Below are 18,444 nucleotides of genomic sequence, written 5' to 3'. Positions count from 1 at the left end.
ATCGCGCTTCACCGATCCACCATTCGTGGCCGTGCCGAGCGTCATTGGTGGATGGAAAGAGCGCCATACACCCTGCGCGGTGCCTTCCCTCGATGCGTTGGGGATGACGCCGTGCAAGTGCCTGACCCCGGCGTGATGCGCTTCGTGCCTCAGCACATCCTACGAACCGTGGTCCCATCGCGTTCTGGCACGCGATTGCCGGCGAGCGCTATCCGCCACCCTGCACTAGCGTTCGCGCATGGCTTCGGAGCGGGCCTTGAGGACGGGTTTGAGGAGGTAGTCGAGCACGCTTTTCTCGCCGGTGATGATGTCCACGGTGGCGACCATGCCGGGGATGATGAGCAGCGGTTTGGCGTTGCTGCCGAGGTGGCTTTTGTCGGTGCGGACCTGGATGAGGTAGAAGCTGTTGCCCTTGTCGTCGGTGATGGTGTCGGCGCCGATCAGTTCCAGCTTGGCCTTGAGCCCGCCGTAGATGGTGTAGTCGTAGGCGCTGAACTTCACCATGGCCTTCTGCCCGGGGTGGAGGAAGGCGACGTCCTGCGGGCGGATGCGCGCTTCGATCAGCAGGTTGTCCTCCAGCGGCACCACTTCCACCATGTCGCTACCCGGCTGGACCACGCCGCCGATGGTGTTGACCTTGAGCTGCTTGACGATGCCGTGCACCGGCGAGAGCACGGTGGTGCGCGAGACGCGGTCGTCGATGGCGCGGCCGGTGGAGGTGATCTTCTGCAGCTCGGTGCGGGCTGCGTTGAGTTCCTTGAAGGCGTCGGAGCGGAACGACAACTGGCTCTCCTCCATCTTTCGCTCGATCTCCTTCACCGCTGCCTCTGCCCGGGGGATGGCCAGGTTGGTGCCGTTCAGCTCGCCGCGCATCTCCACCGCGCTGCGCCGCAGGCGGAGGATCTCCACCTCGGAGATGGCGCCGGTGCCCACCAGTGGCTGGGACATGTTCAGCTCCTGCTGCAGCAGCGCCAGGCTGGAGGCGTACTGCTGGGACTTGGAGCGGAACTCGGCCAGTTCCTGCTCCTTCTGCCGCAACTGTTCCTTGAGGATGTGCTGCTCGCTCTCCAGCCGTTGCAGGCGTGTGCGGTTCAGCGCGCGTTCGTCCTCGGCCAGTTGCGGTGCGCCCTTGGCGATCTCGTCGGGCACCTCGAAGGGCCGGCCCTCGGCCTCGGAGGCCAGGCGCTCGACCCGCGCCATCAGCGCCAGGCGGTCGGCCTCGGTCTCGCCCTTGTTGGAGAGGAAGCGGGTGTCGTCCAGGCGCAGCAGCACATCGCCCTTGTTCACCACCTGGCCTTCGCGGACGAAGATCTCCGAGACGATGCCGCCCTCCAGGTTCTGGATCACCTGCACCTTGCTGGAAGGGATGGCCTTGCCTTCGCCGGTGGTGACCTCCTCCAGCACGGCGAGCTTGGCCCACACCAGGGCGACGATCAGCAGGGCACAGGCCACCCACACGGTGATGCGGGTGCCGGTGGGGGAGTCTTCGAGGATGGCGCCGTCCACCTCGGGCATGAATTCGGTGTCGGCACGGGCCGGGGCGCGGCCGCCGAAGTACTGGGCGGGGGTTTTAGCGTTGGCCATGGAGCCCTCCTAGACAGCCGCCGGGCCGACACGGCCCTTGCGCAAGGCATCGATGACGGCCTCTTTCGGCCCGTCGGCGACGATGTGTCCCGCATCCAGCACCACCAGGCGTTCCACCAGGTTGAGCATGGAGGCGCGGTGGGTGATGAGCACCACCGTCTTGCCCTGGGCCCAGGCGTGCAGGCGGTTGCGCAACAGGTCTTCGCTGGTGTTGTCCATGGCGCTGGTGGGCTCGTCCAGCAGCAGGATGGGCGGGTCCAGCAGCAGCGCGCGGGCCAGCAATACGGCCTGGCGCTGGCCGCCGGAAAGCAGTTGGCCGCGTTCGCCCACCGGGCGGTCGAAGCCCTGGGGGTGCTGCCGGGCCAGTTCGGTGACGCCGGTCAGCTCGGCCACCTCCAGCATCCGCGCGTCGTTCACGTAGCGGGCGCCGAGGGTGAGGTTGTCCCGCAGGCTGCCGGAGATCAGCGGCATGTCATGGGTGACGAAGCCGATCTGGTGGCGCAGGTCGGCCACGTCCAACTGGCGCAGGTCGATGCCGTCCAGCAGCACCTGGCCTTCTTCGGGGCTGTAGAAGTTCATCAGCAGCCGCGCCAGGGTGCTCTTGCCCGAGCCGCTGCGGCCGATGATGCCGACCCGCTCGCCGGCTGCCAGTCGCAGGCTGACGTTGTGCAGCGCCGGGGCGTTCTGCTCGGGGTAGCGGAAGCTCACCCCGCGCACGTCGATGGCGCCGCGAATGTGGGTGCGCTCCAGGGGCTGCTGGGTGTTCTCCCGCTCCTGGGGCAGGCCCATCAGCGAGTCGGTGCTCTGCATCGTCAGTTGGGCCTGCTGGTAGCGGGTGATCAGCCCGGCGATCTGCCCGAGCGGCCCGAGCACGCGACCGTTGAGCATGTAGCTGGCCACCAGGGCGCCGACGCTGAGGTTGCCGCCGATGATGCTGTAGACCCCGGCGACGATCATCGCCAGCCCGGCGAACTGCTGCAGGAACAGGGTGCCGTTGGTGACCAGCGCAGAGAGGAAGCGGGCGTGGCTGTCCAGGCGGGTGAGGGCGCCGTGGGTGCGTTCCCAGCGGTGCTGGCGCTCGCTCTCGGCGCCGCAGGCCTTGAGGGTTTCCAGGCCGGAGAGGGTTTCGATCAGCAGCGCCTGGCGTTCCGCGCCCAGGGCCAGGCTGCGTTGCACGGTGTCGCGCAGGCGGGTCTGGATGATCCAGGCGAAGATCGCCGTGATGGGGAAGGCGAGGATCGGGATCACCACCAGCCAGCCGCCGAGCAGCCCGATCACCACCAGCATGAGGATGGAGAAGGGCAGGTCGATGAGGCTGGTGAGGGTGACGGCGGTGAGGAATTCCCGCAGGCCCTGGAAGTCATGAATGCTCTGGGCGAAGCCGCCGATGGTGGCCGGCCTGGCCTTCATCGACATGCCGGTGATGCGCTCGAAGAGGGTGGCCGAGAGCACCACGTCGGTCTTCTTCCCGGCGGTGTCCAGCAGGTGCGCCCGCAGCACCCGCAGCAGCAGGTCGAAGCCGGTGCCGATGAGCAGGCCGATGGTCAGCACCCAGAGCGTCGAGGTGGCCTGGTTGGGCACCACGCGGTCGTAGGTCTGCATCACGAACAGCGGCACCAGCATCCCCAGCAGGTTGATCAGCAGGCTGGCCAGTACCGCGTCGGTGTAGAGCCAGCGCGACAGCCGCAGGGTGTCGCGGAACCAGGACTTGACCCGGGGCATCAGCGGCTTGCGGGTCTCCTCCAGCTCGTGGCGGGGGCGGGCGAACAGCGCCTGGCCGCTGTACTCGGCGGCCAGGGCCTCGCGGTCGATCCATTGCTGGCCGCCGTCGGACTCGCTGGGCAGGATCAGCGCGCGGCCGTCCTTGCCCCACTGGTGCAGCACCGCGCTGCGGCCGTTGCGCAGCAACAGCAGCACCGGCAGGTTGAGCGGCGAGATGGCGTGCAGCTCGCGGCGCAGCAGGCGGCTCTGCAACCCGGCCCGTGCCGCTGCGCGGGGCAACAGCTCCGGGGTCAGGCGCTGTTCGGCCAGTGGCAGGCCGGCGGTGAGGCTGCCCCGGCTGGCGGGGCTCTCGTGCAGCCTGCAGAGGATCAGCAGGCCGTCGAGCAGGGGGTCATCGTGGCTCTGCCGCGGGTCGACTGCAGGGCCCGCCAGTTCCATGGTGGTCATCGACAGCTCCGGGTCCGGGTTACTTCAGGTCCGGTAGTCGGGCCTCGCTCTTCACCTCGGTGGCGGCTACGGCTTCGGCCGGGACCACTACTCGCTGGCGCTGCAGCAGGCCGCCCATGGCCGCGAACACGCGGTACATGGCGAACTCCTCGGTGTAGCGGACTTCGACGTAGCGGCGGTTGGCGGTGAACAGCTCGTTGTCGCTGTCCAGCAGGTCCAGCAGGGTGCGCTGGCCAAGGCCGAACTGCTGCTGGTACGCCTCGCGCACGCGCTGGGTGTAGTCGGCGTATTCACGCGCCTTGGGGGTTTGCAGGCGGGCGTTCTCCATGGCGTTCCAGGCCAGGGCGAGGTTCTCGTTGAGGGTGCGCAGGGCGTTGTTGCGGATATCCATCGACTGGTTGATGGAGTGGGCGGCAGCCTGCAGACGGGCCTTGTCGCGCATGCCGTTGAACAGGTTGTAGTTCATCACCACGGCGGCTCGCCAACCCTTCACGTGGCCCTCGTCGCCTTGCACGTCGTTGTCGGCGTTGGTGGCCAGCTCGCCGTCGAAGCGCGGATAGAACGGCGACTTGGCCGACTCGTACTGGCTCTCGGCAGCCTGCACGTCGGCCTGGGCGGATTTCAGGTAGGGGTTGTTCTCCATCATGGTCTGGCGCGCTGCCAGCAGGTCGGCGGGCATCTCGCCGCGGACGCTGGAGGGGGCTTCCAGCTCGTCCGCCGGGCGGCCGACGGCGCTGAAGAAGTTGGCCTCGGCATCGGCCAGGTTCACTTCCTCGGTGTAGAGGTTGTTCTCGGCCAGTGCCAGGCGGGCGGCGGACTGGTCGGAGTCGGCGGTGCTGCCCACGCCGCGCTGGCTGCGCAGGTTGATCTGGTCGCCGACGCGCTGGTGCGACTGCAGGTTGTTGCGGGCCAGGGCCACCATTTCGCGCCGCTTGAGCACTTCCAGGTACACCTCGATGGTGCGCAGCGCCAGGCTCTCGGCGGTGGCCAGGGTGTAGTAGGCGCGGGAGTTCACCACTGATTGGGTGCGGCCCACCTCGTTGGGGGTGTTGAAACCGTCGAACAGCATCTGCCGCAGGCGCAGCTCGGCGTTGCTGTAGTTGAGGGTCTCGGTGTTGTGGTTGCCCTGGGCCCGGGTGCTGGGGTTGTCGGTCATCTGCCGGCCGTATCCGGCGATCAGGTCGACGGTCGGCAGGTAGCCGCCCTTGGCCACCTTCACCTGCTCGTCGGCCACGAGGCGGGCGTTGGAGGCAGCGCGCAGTTCCGGGTGGCTGTCGAGGGTGCTCTGAATCGCATCCGTGAGATTCATCGCCTGGACCGGGGTGCTGGCGAAGGCCAGCAACATGGCGCTCCAGAGTGGGGTAAGTGCTCGCATGAGGGGGCTCCTTGTCCGATGCTTTTTGCTGCTTTCTTCAGGGTCGACGTTTTTTTGGCGAAATTGCCTGTCCAACCGTTTCAGGCTTGTAACATCAGAGCTAAGAACAACTTTTGACGGAGCTAAGAAATTTTTCTCACAAGGGATATGCAGAAAAAATCTTATGCAGGTGCGGCAAACCGGCACATCTTGTTCTCCTGTCAGCCGCGAAATACGGGCCTTTCAGGCATTCGCGGTCTGGTTTCAGGTGGCCAGTTGCGCGATTCGAGCCCTGGGGAGACGCCGGTTTTGCTGGAGCAGTTCGACATGGAAATAAGTGACGTTTTTTTGTCGCGAATTTTTTGACCAAAATATTGTCGCCCCGCCCCACGCATTCCCCCCCCTTTGAGCACCGCTCCTACGCAGCGCTGGCCCTATTCGAGAAGGGTTGTCGGCAGTGGTCGACAGGTGTGCGCTGGAGGAAGGATTCATGGCTACGGTAATCGGTGTCGTCAGGCAGGTCGTAGGCGAGGTGTTCGCGGTAGCAGGCGATGGAACGCGCCGGCCGTTGGTGGAAGGGGACCGGGTCTTCGCCGGCGAGCAACTGGTCACCGGCGCCGAAGGTGCGGTGGCCATCAATCTGGCCAGCGGCGGTGAGCTGACCCTGGGGCGCGACAGCAGCACCACCCTGAGCACGCAGATGCTCAGTACCGGTGGCGATAACGTGGCGCCGGTCGACCCGACCGCCGATGCCCAGCCGCAGCCCCCGAGCCAGCAGGAACTGACCGACGTTGAGCAACTGCAGGCCGCCATCGAGGCCGGCGTGGACCCGACCCTGGCCGCCGAGGCCACCGCAGCCGGTCCGGGCGCGGGCGGTGCCGGTGGCGCGGGCGGTGTGGGCGGCGGCCACTCCTTCGTGCTGCTGTCGGAAACCGGCGGCGCGGTGGACCCGACCATCGGCTTCCCCACCGGGCCCATTGACTTCACCCCGCTGTTCCCCGAGGGCGACATCCCCCCGCTGCCGGACGACTCCACCCCTTCGCTGACCGTTGTGTTCCTGGATGAGGCCGGCAGCGTGGTGACCGGCCCCGGCGAGGTGGATGAAGAGGCCCTCAACGGCGGCGAAGGCGGGGGCGGCAAGGCCGGTAGCAACGCCGGCAGTAGCGCCGAAAGCACTTCTGGCAGCCTGGTGATCACCTCGCCGGACGGCATCGACCGTGTCGAGGTGCTGGACGTCAACGGCAACTGGATCAACGTCACCGGTGGCGGCACCGTGCAGGGCGCTTTCGGCGTGCTGGTGTTCGACGGTGCCGGCAACTGGACCTACACCCTCACCGACAACAGCCTCGACCACGGCAACCCCAACGCCACCGGCGCCGACGATCAGGTGTTCGACAACTTCAGCGTGCGGGTCTTCGACCTGGACGGCGACGTGTCGCCCACCGTGCCGCTGACCGTCGCCATCAACGACGACGGCCCCACGGCCGGGCTGGAGCCGACCCAGGAAGGTGGCTTCGTGACGCTGGACGAGACCGCCGGCCTGCAGCCGGACAGTCAGGACGTGAGCGGCCCGCTGGCGGTGTTCGCCACGGTGGCCAACCCCTCCGGCGACATGCTGGCCTTTGCCCAGGGCAATGGCCCCGTGGTGCTGGGAGCCTTCGACGTGGGCGCCGACGAAGCCGGCACCTCGGCGGTGTTCTCCCTGGCCCTGGGCGAGGGCGGCGGGGAGGGCGGCAGCGGCCTGTTCACCACTGCTGGCAGCCCGGTCACCCTGGCCTTGGAGAGTGGCTTGGTGGTGGGCCGTGACGGCAATGGCAATGCCGTGTTCGCCATTGCCATCGATCCGAACTCCGGCCAGTTGAGCGTGGTGCAGTACGAGTCCCTGCGTCATTCCGACAGCAGCAGCGATGACGAGGGCCTGGACCTGTCCGGCCTGGTGCGCGCGGTGTTCACCGTCACCGACGGCGACGGCGACCAGGCCACCGCCAGCGCCGAGATCGGCAGCGCCATCCGCTTCGAGGACGACGGCCCCACGGCGGTGATCCGACTGACCGAAGGCGGCAGCGTGACCCTCGATGAAAGCGCCGGCTTGCAGAACGGCACGGCCACGCCCGGTGTCCCCGGCGATGCCGGCAACCAGGACAGCAGTGATCCGGCCGTGGCGGCACTGTTCAGCGGCGTGCAAAACGCCGGCAGCGACCTTGCCAGCCCCGGCTATGCCCAAAGCAACGGCCCGGTGGTGGATGTTTCCGGCAGCAGCACCGGCGAGGACGAGGAGGGCGCTACCACGGTGCTGAGCCTGTCCATCGTCGGTGGCGACGGCACCGATTCCGGCCTGACCACCACCGACGGGCGTTCCATCGTCCTCAGCCTGGAAGGCGGGCTGGTGGTGGGCCGCATCGTCGGCGGCAGCCTCGACGGTCAGGCTGCGTTTGCCGTGGCCATCGGCCAGGACGGTACCCTCAACGTCGCCCAGTACGTGTCGCTGTTCCACCCGGACACCAGCAGTGGCGATGACGGCGTCAGCCTTACCGGCAAGATCAACGCCGTGGTCACCGTGACCGACGGCGACGGTGACGTGGCCGTTGACCAGGTGGGCGTCGGCGCTGCCGTGCGCTTCGAGGACGACGCCCCCATCGCCAGCATCCAACGGGTGGAAGGCCGTGGCGTGACCCACGATGAAAGCCCCGAGTTGCAGAACGCCACCACCACCCCGGCCCCGGCCGGTGATGCCGACGACAACGACGTGGCCAGCAAGGAGGTGGCTGCGCTGTTCGACGGGGTGGACAACGTCGGCACCGACCTGCTCGGCTTCGCCCAGAGCGAAGGCCCGCTGGTCAGCACCGCCGGCAGCAGCTTCGGCGAGGACCAGGAGGACGCGACGGTCGAACTCAGCCTGGCCGTCACCGGCGGTGACGGCGTCGACTCGGGCCTGACCACCACCGATGGCCAGGTGATCCGTCTGTACGTGGAGAACGGCCTGGTGGTCGGCCGGGTGGAGGGCCCGCAAGGACCCGGCCAAGCAGCTTTCTCCATCGCCCTGGGGGCCGATGGCACGGTGAGCGTGGCCCAGTACCTGTCCCTCTATCACGCCGACACCGGCAGCGCTGACGATGCGGTTGACCTGGCCGGCCTGGTCAAGGCTGTGGTCACCGTGACCGATGGCGACGGAGACGTGGCCCGGAGTGAAGTGGACATCGGCAGCGCTGTGCGCTTCGAGGACGACGCGCCCAGCGCGGCCATCCGGGCCGTGGAAGGCCGCGTGGTGATCCACGACGAAACTCCCGGCCTGCAGAACACCAGCGCCACACCCGGCGTCCCCGGCGATGCCGCCAACCATGACACCAGCAACCCGGCCGTGGCGGCGCTGTTCGCCAGCGTGATTGATGCCGGCACCAGCCTGGCAGCCGGCTATGCCCAGAGCACCGGCGCGGTGGTGGACACGTCTGCCAGCAACGTTGGCCAGGACCAGGAGGGCGCCACCACGGTGCTCAGCCTGTCGGTGCAGGACAGCGACTCGGGCCTGAAGGCCCTCGACGGCTCGCCCATCCTGCTCAGCGTCGAGAATGGTCTGGTGGTCGGCCGGGTGTCCGGCGGCGCCCTTGACGGGCAAGCCGCGTTCGCCGTGGCCATCGGCCAGGACGGCACCCTCAGCGTGGCCCAGTACCTGCCGCTGCAGCACCTGGACGACAGCAGCGCCGACGACACACTGAGCCTCACCGGCAAGATCAACGCCGTGGTCACCGTGACCGATGGCGACGGCGACGTGTCGGTGGCTTCCACCGGTATCGGCGAGGCCGTGCGCTTCGAGGACGACGGCCCCACCGCCAGCGACGTGCGCGCTGAAACCGTGCTGGACGATGAAGGCCTGGCTGGCGGCATCAACGGCGGCGCTGGCGATGTGCCCGGTGCCAACACCAGCGCCAGCGGCAGCCTCGGCTACGGCGGTGGCGCCGACGGCGTGAAGAGCGTGGAACTCACCGGCCCTGGCAGCCTGGGCGGCGAGAGCGTCACCTCCACCTGGGACGCCGCCAGCAACACCCTGACCATCAGTTCCGCCCGGGGCGCGTTGATGACCGTGGTGCTGACCAACCCGGCCACCGGCGCCTACACGGTCAACCTGCTGCAACCGCTGATGCACCCGCAGGGCGGCACCGAGGACAGCATCACCCTCAACGTCGGCTACAAGGTCACCGACGGTGACGGCGATAGCGCCAACGGCTCCCTCGCCGTGGTGATCAACGACGACTCGCCCAGCGTTCAGGCCAGCGAGCTGGACCTGACCTCCTCGGTGACCTTCCTCGGCACCAACGCCGGCTACGCCAACACCTACGGCTACTACATCAAGGGCGACGACGGCACGCCCCAGGGCGGCAAGATCATCTGGGCCAACGTGCACGACCAGGGTGCAGGCAGTCAGGTCAACCTCAATGGCCTGGACCCGGCCCACACCGGCTTCTTCCTCATTCCCGACGGTGCCGCCAACGGCGGCCTGAGCAATGGCGCGGAGGTCACCTTTCAACTGGTGGGCGGCAAGTGGCAGGCCTTCATCGGCAGCACCCCGCTGGTGGGGGCCGATGGCGCCAACGTGCTGTTCAGTGACGCGGCCCTGAACCCCGGCGGCTCCCACCTGCAGGACACCGGCAGCGCCGGCAATCAGAACTGGGAAGACAAGACCGACACCTCCGACTACGACTACAACGACGTCAGCACCAACGTCACCTGGGGCTCGGCGATCGCCCTGCAGGTAGACGAGTCCAACTTCGCCCAGGACGCCACCGCCAACTTCAGCGGCGTGTTCAACGTGCAACCCGGTGCCGACGGTCTGGGCAGCCAGACCTACAGCCTGAGCGTGCAGAACGCCAGTTCCGGCCTGGTGGACACCGCCACCGGCGAGGCGGTGCTGCTGAGCCTCAACGGCTCGGTGATCGAAGGCCGCACTGCCGGCACCGGTGAGCTGGTCTTCACCCTCAGCGTGAACGCGGCCGGCACCGTCACCCTCGACCAGCAGCGCGCCGTGGTGCACCCCACCAGCGACGCCGACGAGGCCAAGTACCTGGGCGCCGGGCGTGTCAGCCTGACCCTCACCGTGGTGGACAAGGACGGCGACAGCGCCAGCGGCGCGGTGGACATCGGCAAGCTCATCAGCTTCAAGGACGACGGCCCGAGCATCAGCGCCGGCCAGGCCGGCGTCGCCAGCCTGGAGGTGGACGAAACCAGCCTCGGCATTGACGCCACCACCGACTTCAGCAGTGCCTTCACCAGCAGCTACGGCGCCGACGGTGCCGGCAGCATTGCCTACAGCCTGGCGCTCAGTGCCAACGGTGCCTCCAGCGGCCTGAAGGACAGTGCCAGCGGCACTGATATCAAGCTCTATCTGGAGGGCGGGCAGGTGGTCGGGCGCGTGGGCGGCAGCGGCGGCGCCGTGGCCTTCACCCTGACCGTGGACAGCGAAGGCAAGGTCACCCTCGACCAGCGCATCGCTATCCAGCACAGTCCGGATGCCGGGCCGGATCAGGCCACCGGCCTTGCGGCGGCGGATCTGGTGAAACTGGTGGCCACGATCACCGACAAGGATGGCGACAGCAGCAGTGCCAGCCTCAACCTGGGCAGCGCCATCAGCTTCAAGGACGATGCCCCCGGCATTCTCGCGGTCTCCATCCCGGCGGACATCCTCCAGGTGGACGAGACCAACCTGGGCGGTGATGCCACCACGGACTTCAGTGGCGCCTTCCTTGGCAGCTATGGCGCCGACGGCTCCGGCTCCATCACCTACAACCTGGCCGTCAGCGCCGAGGGCGCCAGCAGCGGGCTGAAGGACACCGCCACGGGCACTGACATCAGGGTCTACCTGGAAGGTGGCCAGGTGATCGGCCGTGTGGGCGGGCCCTCGGGCGCCATCGCCTTCACCGTCAGCGTCGACGGCACCGGCAAGGTGACCCTCGACCAGCGCATCGCCCTGCAACACAGCCCGGACAATGGGCCGGATCAGGAGGTGAGCCTGGGCAGTGCCGACCTGGTGAAACTGGTGGCGACCCTCACCGACAAGGACGGTGACAGCAGCAGCGCCACCCTCAACCTGGGCGACGCCATCAGCTTCAAGGACGATGCCCCCGGCATCCGCACCGTGGAAATTCCCTCGGACATCCTCCAGGTGGACGAGACCAACCTGGGCGATGATGCCACCGCTGATTTCAGTGGCGCCTTCATCCGCAATGACGGCGCCGATGGCCCCGGTACCACCACCTATGCCCTGCAGGTCAGTGCCGACGGTGCGTCCAGCGGGCTGAAGGACAGCGCCACCGGCACTGACATCAAGGTCTACCTGGAAAGCGGCCAGGTGATCGGCCGGGTGGGCGGGCCCTCGGGTGCCATCGCCTTCACCGTCAGCGTCGACGGTAGCGGTAAGGTGACCCTCGACCAGCGCATCGCCCTGCAACACAGCCCGGACAATGGGCCGGATCAGGAGGTGAGCCTGGGCAGTGCCGACCTGGTGAAACTGGTGGCGACCCTCACCGACAAGGACGGTGACAGCAGCAGCGCCAGCCTCAACCTCGGCAACGCCATCAGCTTCAAGGACGACGCGCCGAGCATCAGCGCCGGCCAGGCTGGCGTCGCCAGCCTGGAGGTGGACGAATCCAGCCTCGGCACCGACGCCACCACCGACTTCAGTGGTGCTTTCACCGGCTCCTACGGGGCTGATGGCTCGGGCAGCGTCAGCTACAACCTGGCGGTGAGCGCCGAAGGCGCCAGTAGCGGGCTGAAGGACAGTGCCAGCGGCACTGACATCAAGCTCTATCTGGAGGGCGGGCAGGTAGTTGGTCGTGTGGGCGGTAGCGGCGGGGCAGTGGCTTTCACCCTGACCGTGGACAGCGAAGGCAAGGTGACCCTCGACCAGAAACTGGCCATCCAGCACAGCCCGGATGCCGGGCCGGATCAGGCCGCCGGCCTGTCGGCGGCGGATCTGGTGAAACTGGTGGCGACCCTCACCGACAAGGATGGCGACAGCAGCAGTGCCAGCCTCAACCTGGGCAACGCCATCAGTTTCAAGGACGATGCGCCCGGCATTCTCGCGGTCTCCATCCCGGCGGACATCCTCCAGGTGGACGAGACCAACCTGGGCGGCGATGCCACCACGGACTTCAGTGGTGCCTTCATCCGCAATTACGGCGCCGACGGCGCCGGCACCACCACCTACGCCTTGCAGGTCAGCGGCGAGGGGGCCTCCAGCGGGCTGAAGGACATTGCCACCGGCACTGACATCAAGGTCTATCTGGAAGGTGGCGAAGTGGTCGGCCGTGTGGGCGGCCCCTCGGGGGCCATCGCCTTCACCGTCAGCGTCGACGGCACCGGCAAGGTGACCCTCGACCAGCGCATCGCCCTGCAACACAGCCCGGACAATGGGCCGGATCAGGAGGTGAGCCTGGGCAGTGCCGACCTGGTGAAACTGGTGGCGACCCTCACCGACAAGGACGGTGACAGCAGCAGCGCCACCCTCAACCTGGGCAACGCCATCAGCTTCAAGGACGACGCGCCGAGCATCAGCGCCGGCCAGGCCGGCGTCGCCAGCCTGGAGGTGGACGAATCCAGCCTCGGCACCGACGCCACCACCGACTTCAGTGGTGCTTTCACCGGCTCCTACGGGGCTGATGGCTCGGGCAGCGTCAGCTACAACCTGGCTGTGAGCGCCGAAGGCGCCAGCAGTGGCTTGAAGGACAGCGCCAGCGGCACTGACATCAAGCTCTATCTGGAGGGCGGGCAGGTGGTCGGCCGTGTGGGCGGTAGCGGCGGGGCAGTGGCTTTCACCCTGACCGTGGACAGCGAAGGCAAGGTCACCCTCGACCAGCGCATCGCCATCCAGCACAGCCCGGATGCCGGGCCGGATCAGGCCGCCGGCCTGTCGGCGGCGGATCTGGTGAAACTGGTGGCGACCCTCACCGACAAGGACGGTGACAGCAGCAGCGCCAGCCTCAACCTGGGCAATGCCATCAGCTTCAAGGATGACGCGCCCACCGCCGGCAACATCGACGTGAAGCTGGACGACGACACCCTGGCCAACGGCAACCCCGGCGGCGTGGGCGACGACGTGAATGCGCAGAACACCAGCGGCACGGTGGCCCACAGCTTCGGCGCCGACGGCGCGGGCTCGATCACCTGGGTCACCAGCGGGGCGCCCAGCGGTTTCACCTACGAGACCTCGGGCAGCAACCTGCTGGTCAAGCAGGGCGCCACTACGGTGCTGACCGTGACCCTCAACAGCACCAGCGGCGCCTACCAGGTGGTGCAGAACGCACCCATCCGCCACCCGGACGGGCAGGACGAGAACAACGTCCAGTTCCAGTTGACCTACAAGGTCACTGACAAGGACGGCGACAGCGCCAACGGCACCCTGAGCCTGAGTGTGGACGACGACACCCCGGTGGCGCGCAACGACGTGGCCACGGTGGCCGAGTCCAACGCGCCGGACATCAATATGGTGTTCGTGCTGGATTTCAGCGGCAGCCTCGACAACACCGAGCTGAACCAGATGCTGGATGCCGTGAAGGCAGCGGCCCAGTCGCTGTTCCAGGGCACCCCGGGTGATGTGCAGATGCAGGTGGTGGCCTTCTCCTCCACCGCCCAGGCCTATGCACCGGTCACTTCCTATGCGGCCTTCGAGTCGCTGGTCAACTCGCTCAACCCGCTGGATGGCGGCACCCGGCCGTTCGACGGGGGCACCGACTTCACCGATGCCATCAAGGCCACCATCGCCAACTACGTGCCCCAGCCGGGCTGGAGCAACCAGGTGGTGTTCGTCAGCGATGGCAACCCCAACGAGCAGACCGGCACAGGCGGCAATGCCCTGGCTGATGCCACGGCCACGGCCTGGGCGCAGTTCATCGCCAACAATGGCCTCAACGTCACCACCGTGGGCGTGGGTAACGGCATCGATGACGGCAAGCTGCAGAATGTCGATCTCGACGGCAGCGGCACGCCGATCCGCGTCGGCACCTTCGACCAACTGGTGGATGCGCTGCTGACCGGCGTCAGCTCCGGCCAGGTGGGCGGCAACGTGCTCAAGGGCTCCGATGGCGTGGCCGGCACCGCCGACGACGACAGCTTCGGCGCTGACGGCAAGGGCGGTATCACCTCGGTGACCGTGAGCGGCGTGACCTACACCTGGGACGGCAGCGATGCCACCGCCCAGCTATCGGTGAACACGGCGCTGGGCGGCAAGCTGCAGTTCAACTTCAAAACCGGCGACTGGAACTACACCGCGCCTTCCGGGGTGAGCGGCAATGTCTCGGAAGTGGTGGGCTACAGCATCAGCGATGCCGACAAGGATGGCGCCAACGGCCAACTGACCATCAATGTGACGGCCACCAACGCTGTTCCGGTGGCGGTGAACGACACCTTCACCACTGCCGAGGACAGCCCGCTGACCCTCACTGCCGAGGGCCTGTTCGGCAGCGATGGCACCGGGCCGATGAACGACCGCGACAGCGACTCCGGCAGCTTCACCGCCATCAAGGTGACCCAGTTGGCGAGCAACGGTGTGCTCACCCTCAACGGCGTGGCGGTGACCCTGAACCAGGTGATCTCGCTGGCCGACATCAACGCCAACAAGCTGGTGTTCGTGCCCGATGGCAACGAGAACGGCGCGCCCTACGCCACCTTCAAGTACCAGGTGAGCGACGGTGCCACCTTCAGCAACGCGGCCACGGTGACCATCAACGTGACAGCGGTGAACGATGCGCCGGTGGCGGTCAACGACACCTTCAGCACCACTGAAGATAACGCCGTGACCATCACCACCAGCGGGCTGTTCGGCAGCGATGGCACCGGGCCGATCAACGACAGCGACAGCGATTCCGGCAGCTTTGCGAACATCAAGGTGACCCAGTTGGCCACCGATGGCGTGCTGAAGCTCGACGGCGTGGCGGTGACTCTGAACCAGGTGATCAGCCTCGCCGACATCGCTGCCGGCAAGCTGGTGTTCGTGCCCGATGGCAACGAGAACGGTGCGCCCTATGCCACCTTCCAGTACCAGGTGAGCGACGGCAGCCTGTACAGCAACAGCGCCACTGTGACTATCAACGTCGCGGCGGTGAACGATGCACCGGTGCTGGATCTGGATGCCAACGACAGCAGCGGTGCCAGTGGGGCCGATTACCGCACCAGCTTCACCGAAGGCCAGCCGGCGGTGGCCATTGCCGACCTGGACAGCCAGATCACCGACGTCGACGGCAGCACCATCGCCTCGGCCAAGGTGGTGCTGACCAACGCCCAGGCTGGCGATGTGCTCAGCGCCACCGGGATGCCGGCCGGTATCACGGCGGTGGTGGACACCAGCGTGGCCGGCAAGATCACCGTCACCCTCACCGGTGTGGCCAGCCAGGCCACCTACGAGACGGCGTTGGAGGCGATCCGCTTCTCCAACACCAGCAACACGCCGAGCACCACCCCCCGTGACGTGACGGTGACGGTGAACGACGGGGTGACCAACTCCAATACCGCCCACACCACCATCAACGTGGTGGCCGTGGACAGCGGGCCGGATGCGAAGGACGACGTGGCCAGCGTGGTGGAAGGGCACGGCCGGGACTTCAACCTGGTCTTCGTGCTGGACTTCAGCGGCAGCATCGACAACACCGAGCTGAACCAGATGCTCAGTGCGGTGCGCCAGGCGGGTGCCGAGCTGTTCGATGGCACCAGCGGGCATGTGCAGTTGCAGATCGTGGCCTTCTCCTCGACGGCCACCTCTTATGCGCCTGTCACCAGTGTGGAGGCGTTCTCGGCGCTGATTGCCAGCCTCAACCCGGCCGAGGGCGGCACCCGGCCGTTCGCTGACGGCACCGACTTCACGGCGGGCATCCAGGAAACCATGGGCGCGTACCAGCCGATTGCCGGCTGGAGCAACCAGGTGGTGTTCATCAGTGACGGCAACCCCAACGAGCAGACCGGCAGCGGCGGAAATTCGCTGGCCGATGCCACATCGACGGCCTGGAACAGTTTCGTCGACAACAACGGCATCAACGTCACCACGGTGGGCATCGGCAACGGCATCAACACGGCGCGTCTGCAGGACGTCGACCTCGACGGCCAGGGCTCGCCGCTGAGTGTCTCCGGCTTCGGCCAACTGGTGGATGCGCTGCTGGGGCAGGTGGTTGGCGGCGATGTGACCGGCAACGTGCTCAAGGGCTCCGATGGCGTGGCCGGCACTGCCGACGACGACAGCTACGGGCCGGATGGCGCGGGCTACATCAAGTCCATCACCATCGGCAGCATCACCTACACCTGGAACGGCGGCAGCACCATCACCCCGAGCAGTGGTTCGCCCATCAGCGGCAACCAGCTCACCGGGATCGACACGCCGCTGCACGGCAAGCTGACCTTCAACTTCGCCACCGGGGCCTGGAGCTACGTGGCGCCGGAAGGGCTCACCGCCAACGCCACCGAGCAGTTCAGCTACACCCTGGTGGACAGCGACGGCACGACGGACAGCGCCAACCTGACCCTCAATGTGATCGATGCCAACAGCCCGCCGGCCGGTGCCGACGCCACCCTGAGCCTGCTGGAGGACACCAGCCATGTGCTGACGGCGGCCAACTTCGGCTTCTCCGACAGCGAGGGCAACAGCCTGGCGGCGGTGAAGATCACCACGCTGCCCGCGGCCGGCACGCTGCTGCTCAACGGCAGCGCCATCAGCGCCGGGACCTTCGTCTCGGCCGCCGATCTGGCAGCCGGCAAGCTGGTGTTCAGCCCGGCGGCCAACGCCAATGGCAACGGTTACGCGTCGTTCACCTTCCAGGTGCAGGACAACGGTGGGACGGCCAATGGCGGGGTCGACCTCGACCCGAACCCGAACACCATCACGTTCAACGTCACCCCGGTGAACGATGCGCCGACCGCTGACATCAGCCGGCTCACCTACAGCACCGGCGAGAAGAGCAGCCTGACGCTCAGCGGCACTGGCATGAGCGTGGGCGATGTGGATGGCGGCAGCGACCTGCGCACCGTGACGCTGGCGGTGACCCAGGGTGTACTGAACGTCTCGGCGGGCAACAGCGGGGTCAGCAGCATCACTGGCAACGGCACGTCGCAGGTGACTTTCCGCGGCACCCTGACCCAACTGAACAACCTGCTGGGGGGGACCGACACCGGGTCGGGGGCGGCGGGGAGCATCTCCTTCCTGGCCAGCACCAACACGGCGGCTGCGGTGGCGCTGATGCTGATGATCGACGACGCCGGCGCCATTGGAGGCGGTGCACTGAGGGCAGTCGACAGGGCCACCATCAACGTCACCCCGGTGAATGACGCTCCGACCCTCACCGGGGATTCGCTGATCACCAACGTGGCTGCAGGGGTAACGGTGCCCGTGCCGGAATGGGCCTTGCTGTACAACGACACCGATCCGGACACCAGCACGCTGCACATCAGCACTGTGGGCAGTGTCAGCGGCATGACGGCGAGCCTGGCAGGAGGAGTGGTGAGCGTCACCGACAGCGGCGCGGCGGGGGGCTCTTTCAGCTACAGCGCCGAGTCGGTGGCCACCTCGGTCAGTCTGAGCCGTGACACCGACGGGGTGCTCGACGGCAACAACAGCGCCAACCTGCTGGTGGACGGCCTGGCGGGCGGGCACACCCTCAACGGCAATGGTGGCAACGATGTGCTGCTGGGCAATGACGGTAACGACACCCTCAATGGCGGCTCCGGAAATGACCTGCTGGTGGGCGGTTCCGGTGATGACTACCTGGATGGCGGCAGCGGCACCGACACCGCCGGCTACCAGGATGCCAGCGTCGGGGTCAACGTCAGCCTCGGCATCAGCGGCCAGCAGAACACCGGCGGGGCAGGGCTGGACACCCTGGTGGGCATGGAGAACCTGACGGGCTCGAACTACAACGACACCCTCACCGGCAACAGCGGGGCCAACGTGCTCAGCGGGCTGGCCGGCAACGATACGCTGATCGGCGCGGGTGGCAATGACACCCTCACCGGTGGCGACGGCGCCGACACCTTCAAGTGGCTGCTGGGCAATACCGGTACCACCCACATCACCGACTTCACCCAGGGTGTGGATGCGCTGGACCTGTCACAACTGCTCTCCGGGGAACAGGCCAATGTGGGCAGCCTGAGCCAGTACCTGACCTTCAGCTTCGGCACCAACACCACCATCACGGTGGACAGCAACGGTCCCGGCAGTGGCACGGGCGGGCCGACCATCGTGCTCGATGGCATCAACCTGCAGGCAGCCTACGGCGCAGCCGACGCGGCGGGGGTGATCAGCGGGATGCTGGGTGACGGCACGCTGAAGACCGATACGGTCTGACGTGGGGCAGGGCCCGCCTCCCTCC

General features: G+C 67.3%; 4 protein-coding genes. 1 reads left to right on the top strand and 3 read right to left on the bottom strand.

The genetic code is table 11. From position 1 onward, the window contains the following. Positions 1-225 precede the first annotated feature (225 nt). From A7D27_RS04555 to A7D27_RS04545, 3 genes are read right to left on the bottom strand one after another with little or no spacing between them, the layout of a single operon-like run. Positions 226-1,584, bottom strand: a complete 1,359-nt coding sequence (locus tag A7D27_RS04555; RefSeq protein ID WP_069563036.1) for an HlyD family type I secretion periplasmic adaptor subunit — start codon at positions 1,582-1,584, stop codon at positions 226-228. 9 nt (positions 1,585-1,593) lie between these two features. Next, on the bottom strand, positions 1,594-3,753 hold the full coding sequence (locus tag A7D27_RS04550; protein ID WP_069564199.1) for a type I secretion system permease/ATPase: 2,160 nt from the start codon (positions 3,751-3,753) through the stop codon (positions 1,594-1,596). A 19-nt stretch (positions 3,754-3,772) separates the two neighbouring features. Further along, complete coding sequence (locus A7D27_RS04545; protein WP_069563038.1) at positions 3,773-5,128, bottom strand: TolC family outer membrane protein; 1,356 nt, start codon at positions 5,126-5,128, stop codon at positions 3,773-3,775. 469 nt (positions 5,129-5,597) lie between these two features. Between A7D27_RS04545 and A7D27_RS04540 the strand changes: the two genes are divergently transcribed. Beyond that, on the top strand, positions 5,598-18,419 hold the full coding sequence (locus A7D27_RS04540) for a retention module-containing protein (protein WP_083265519.1): 12,822 nt from the start codon (positions 5,598-5,600) through the stop codon (positions 18,417-18,419). Positions 18,420-18,444: the final 25 nt, after the last annotated feature.

The organism is Pseudomonas sp. 1D4 (assembly GCF_001728925.1).
Taxonomy (GTDB): Bacteria; Pseudomonadota; Gammaproteobacteria; order Pseudomonadales; family Pseudomonadaceae; genus Metapseudomonas; species Metapseudomonas otitidis.
This window is presented reverse-complemented; position numbering and strand designations above follow the sequence as displayed.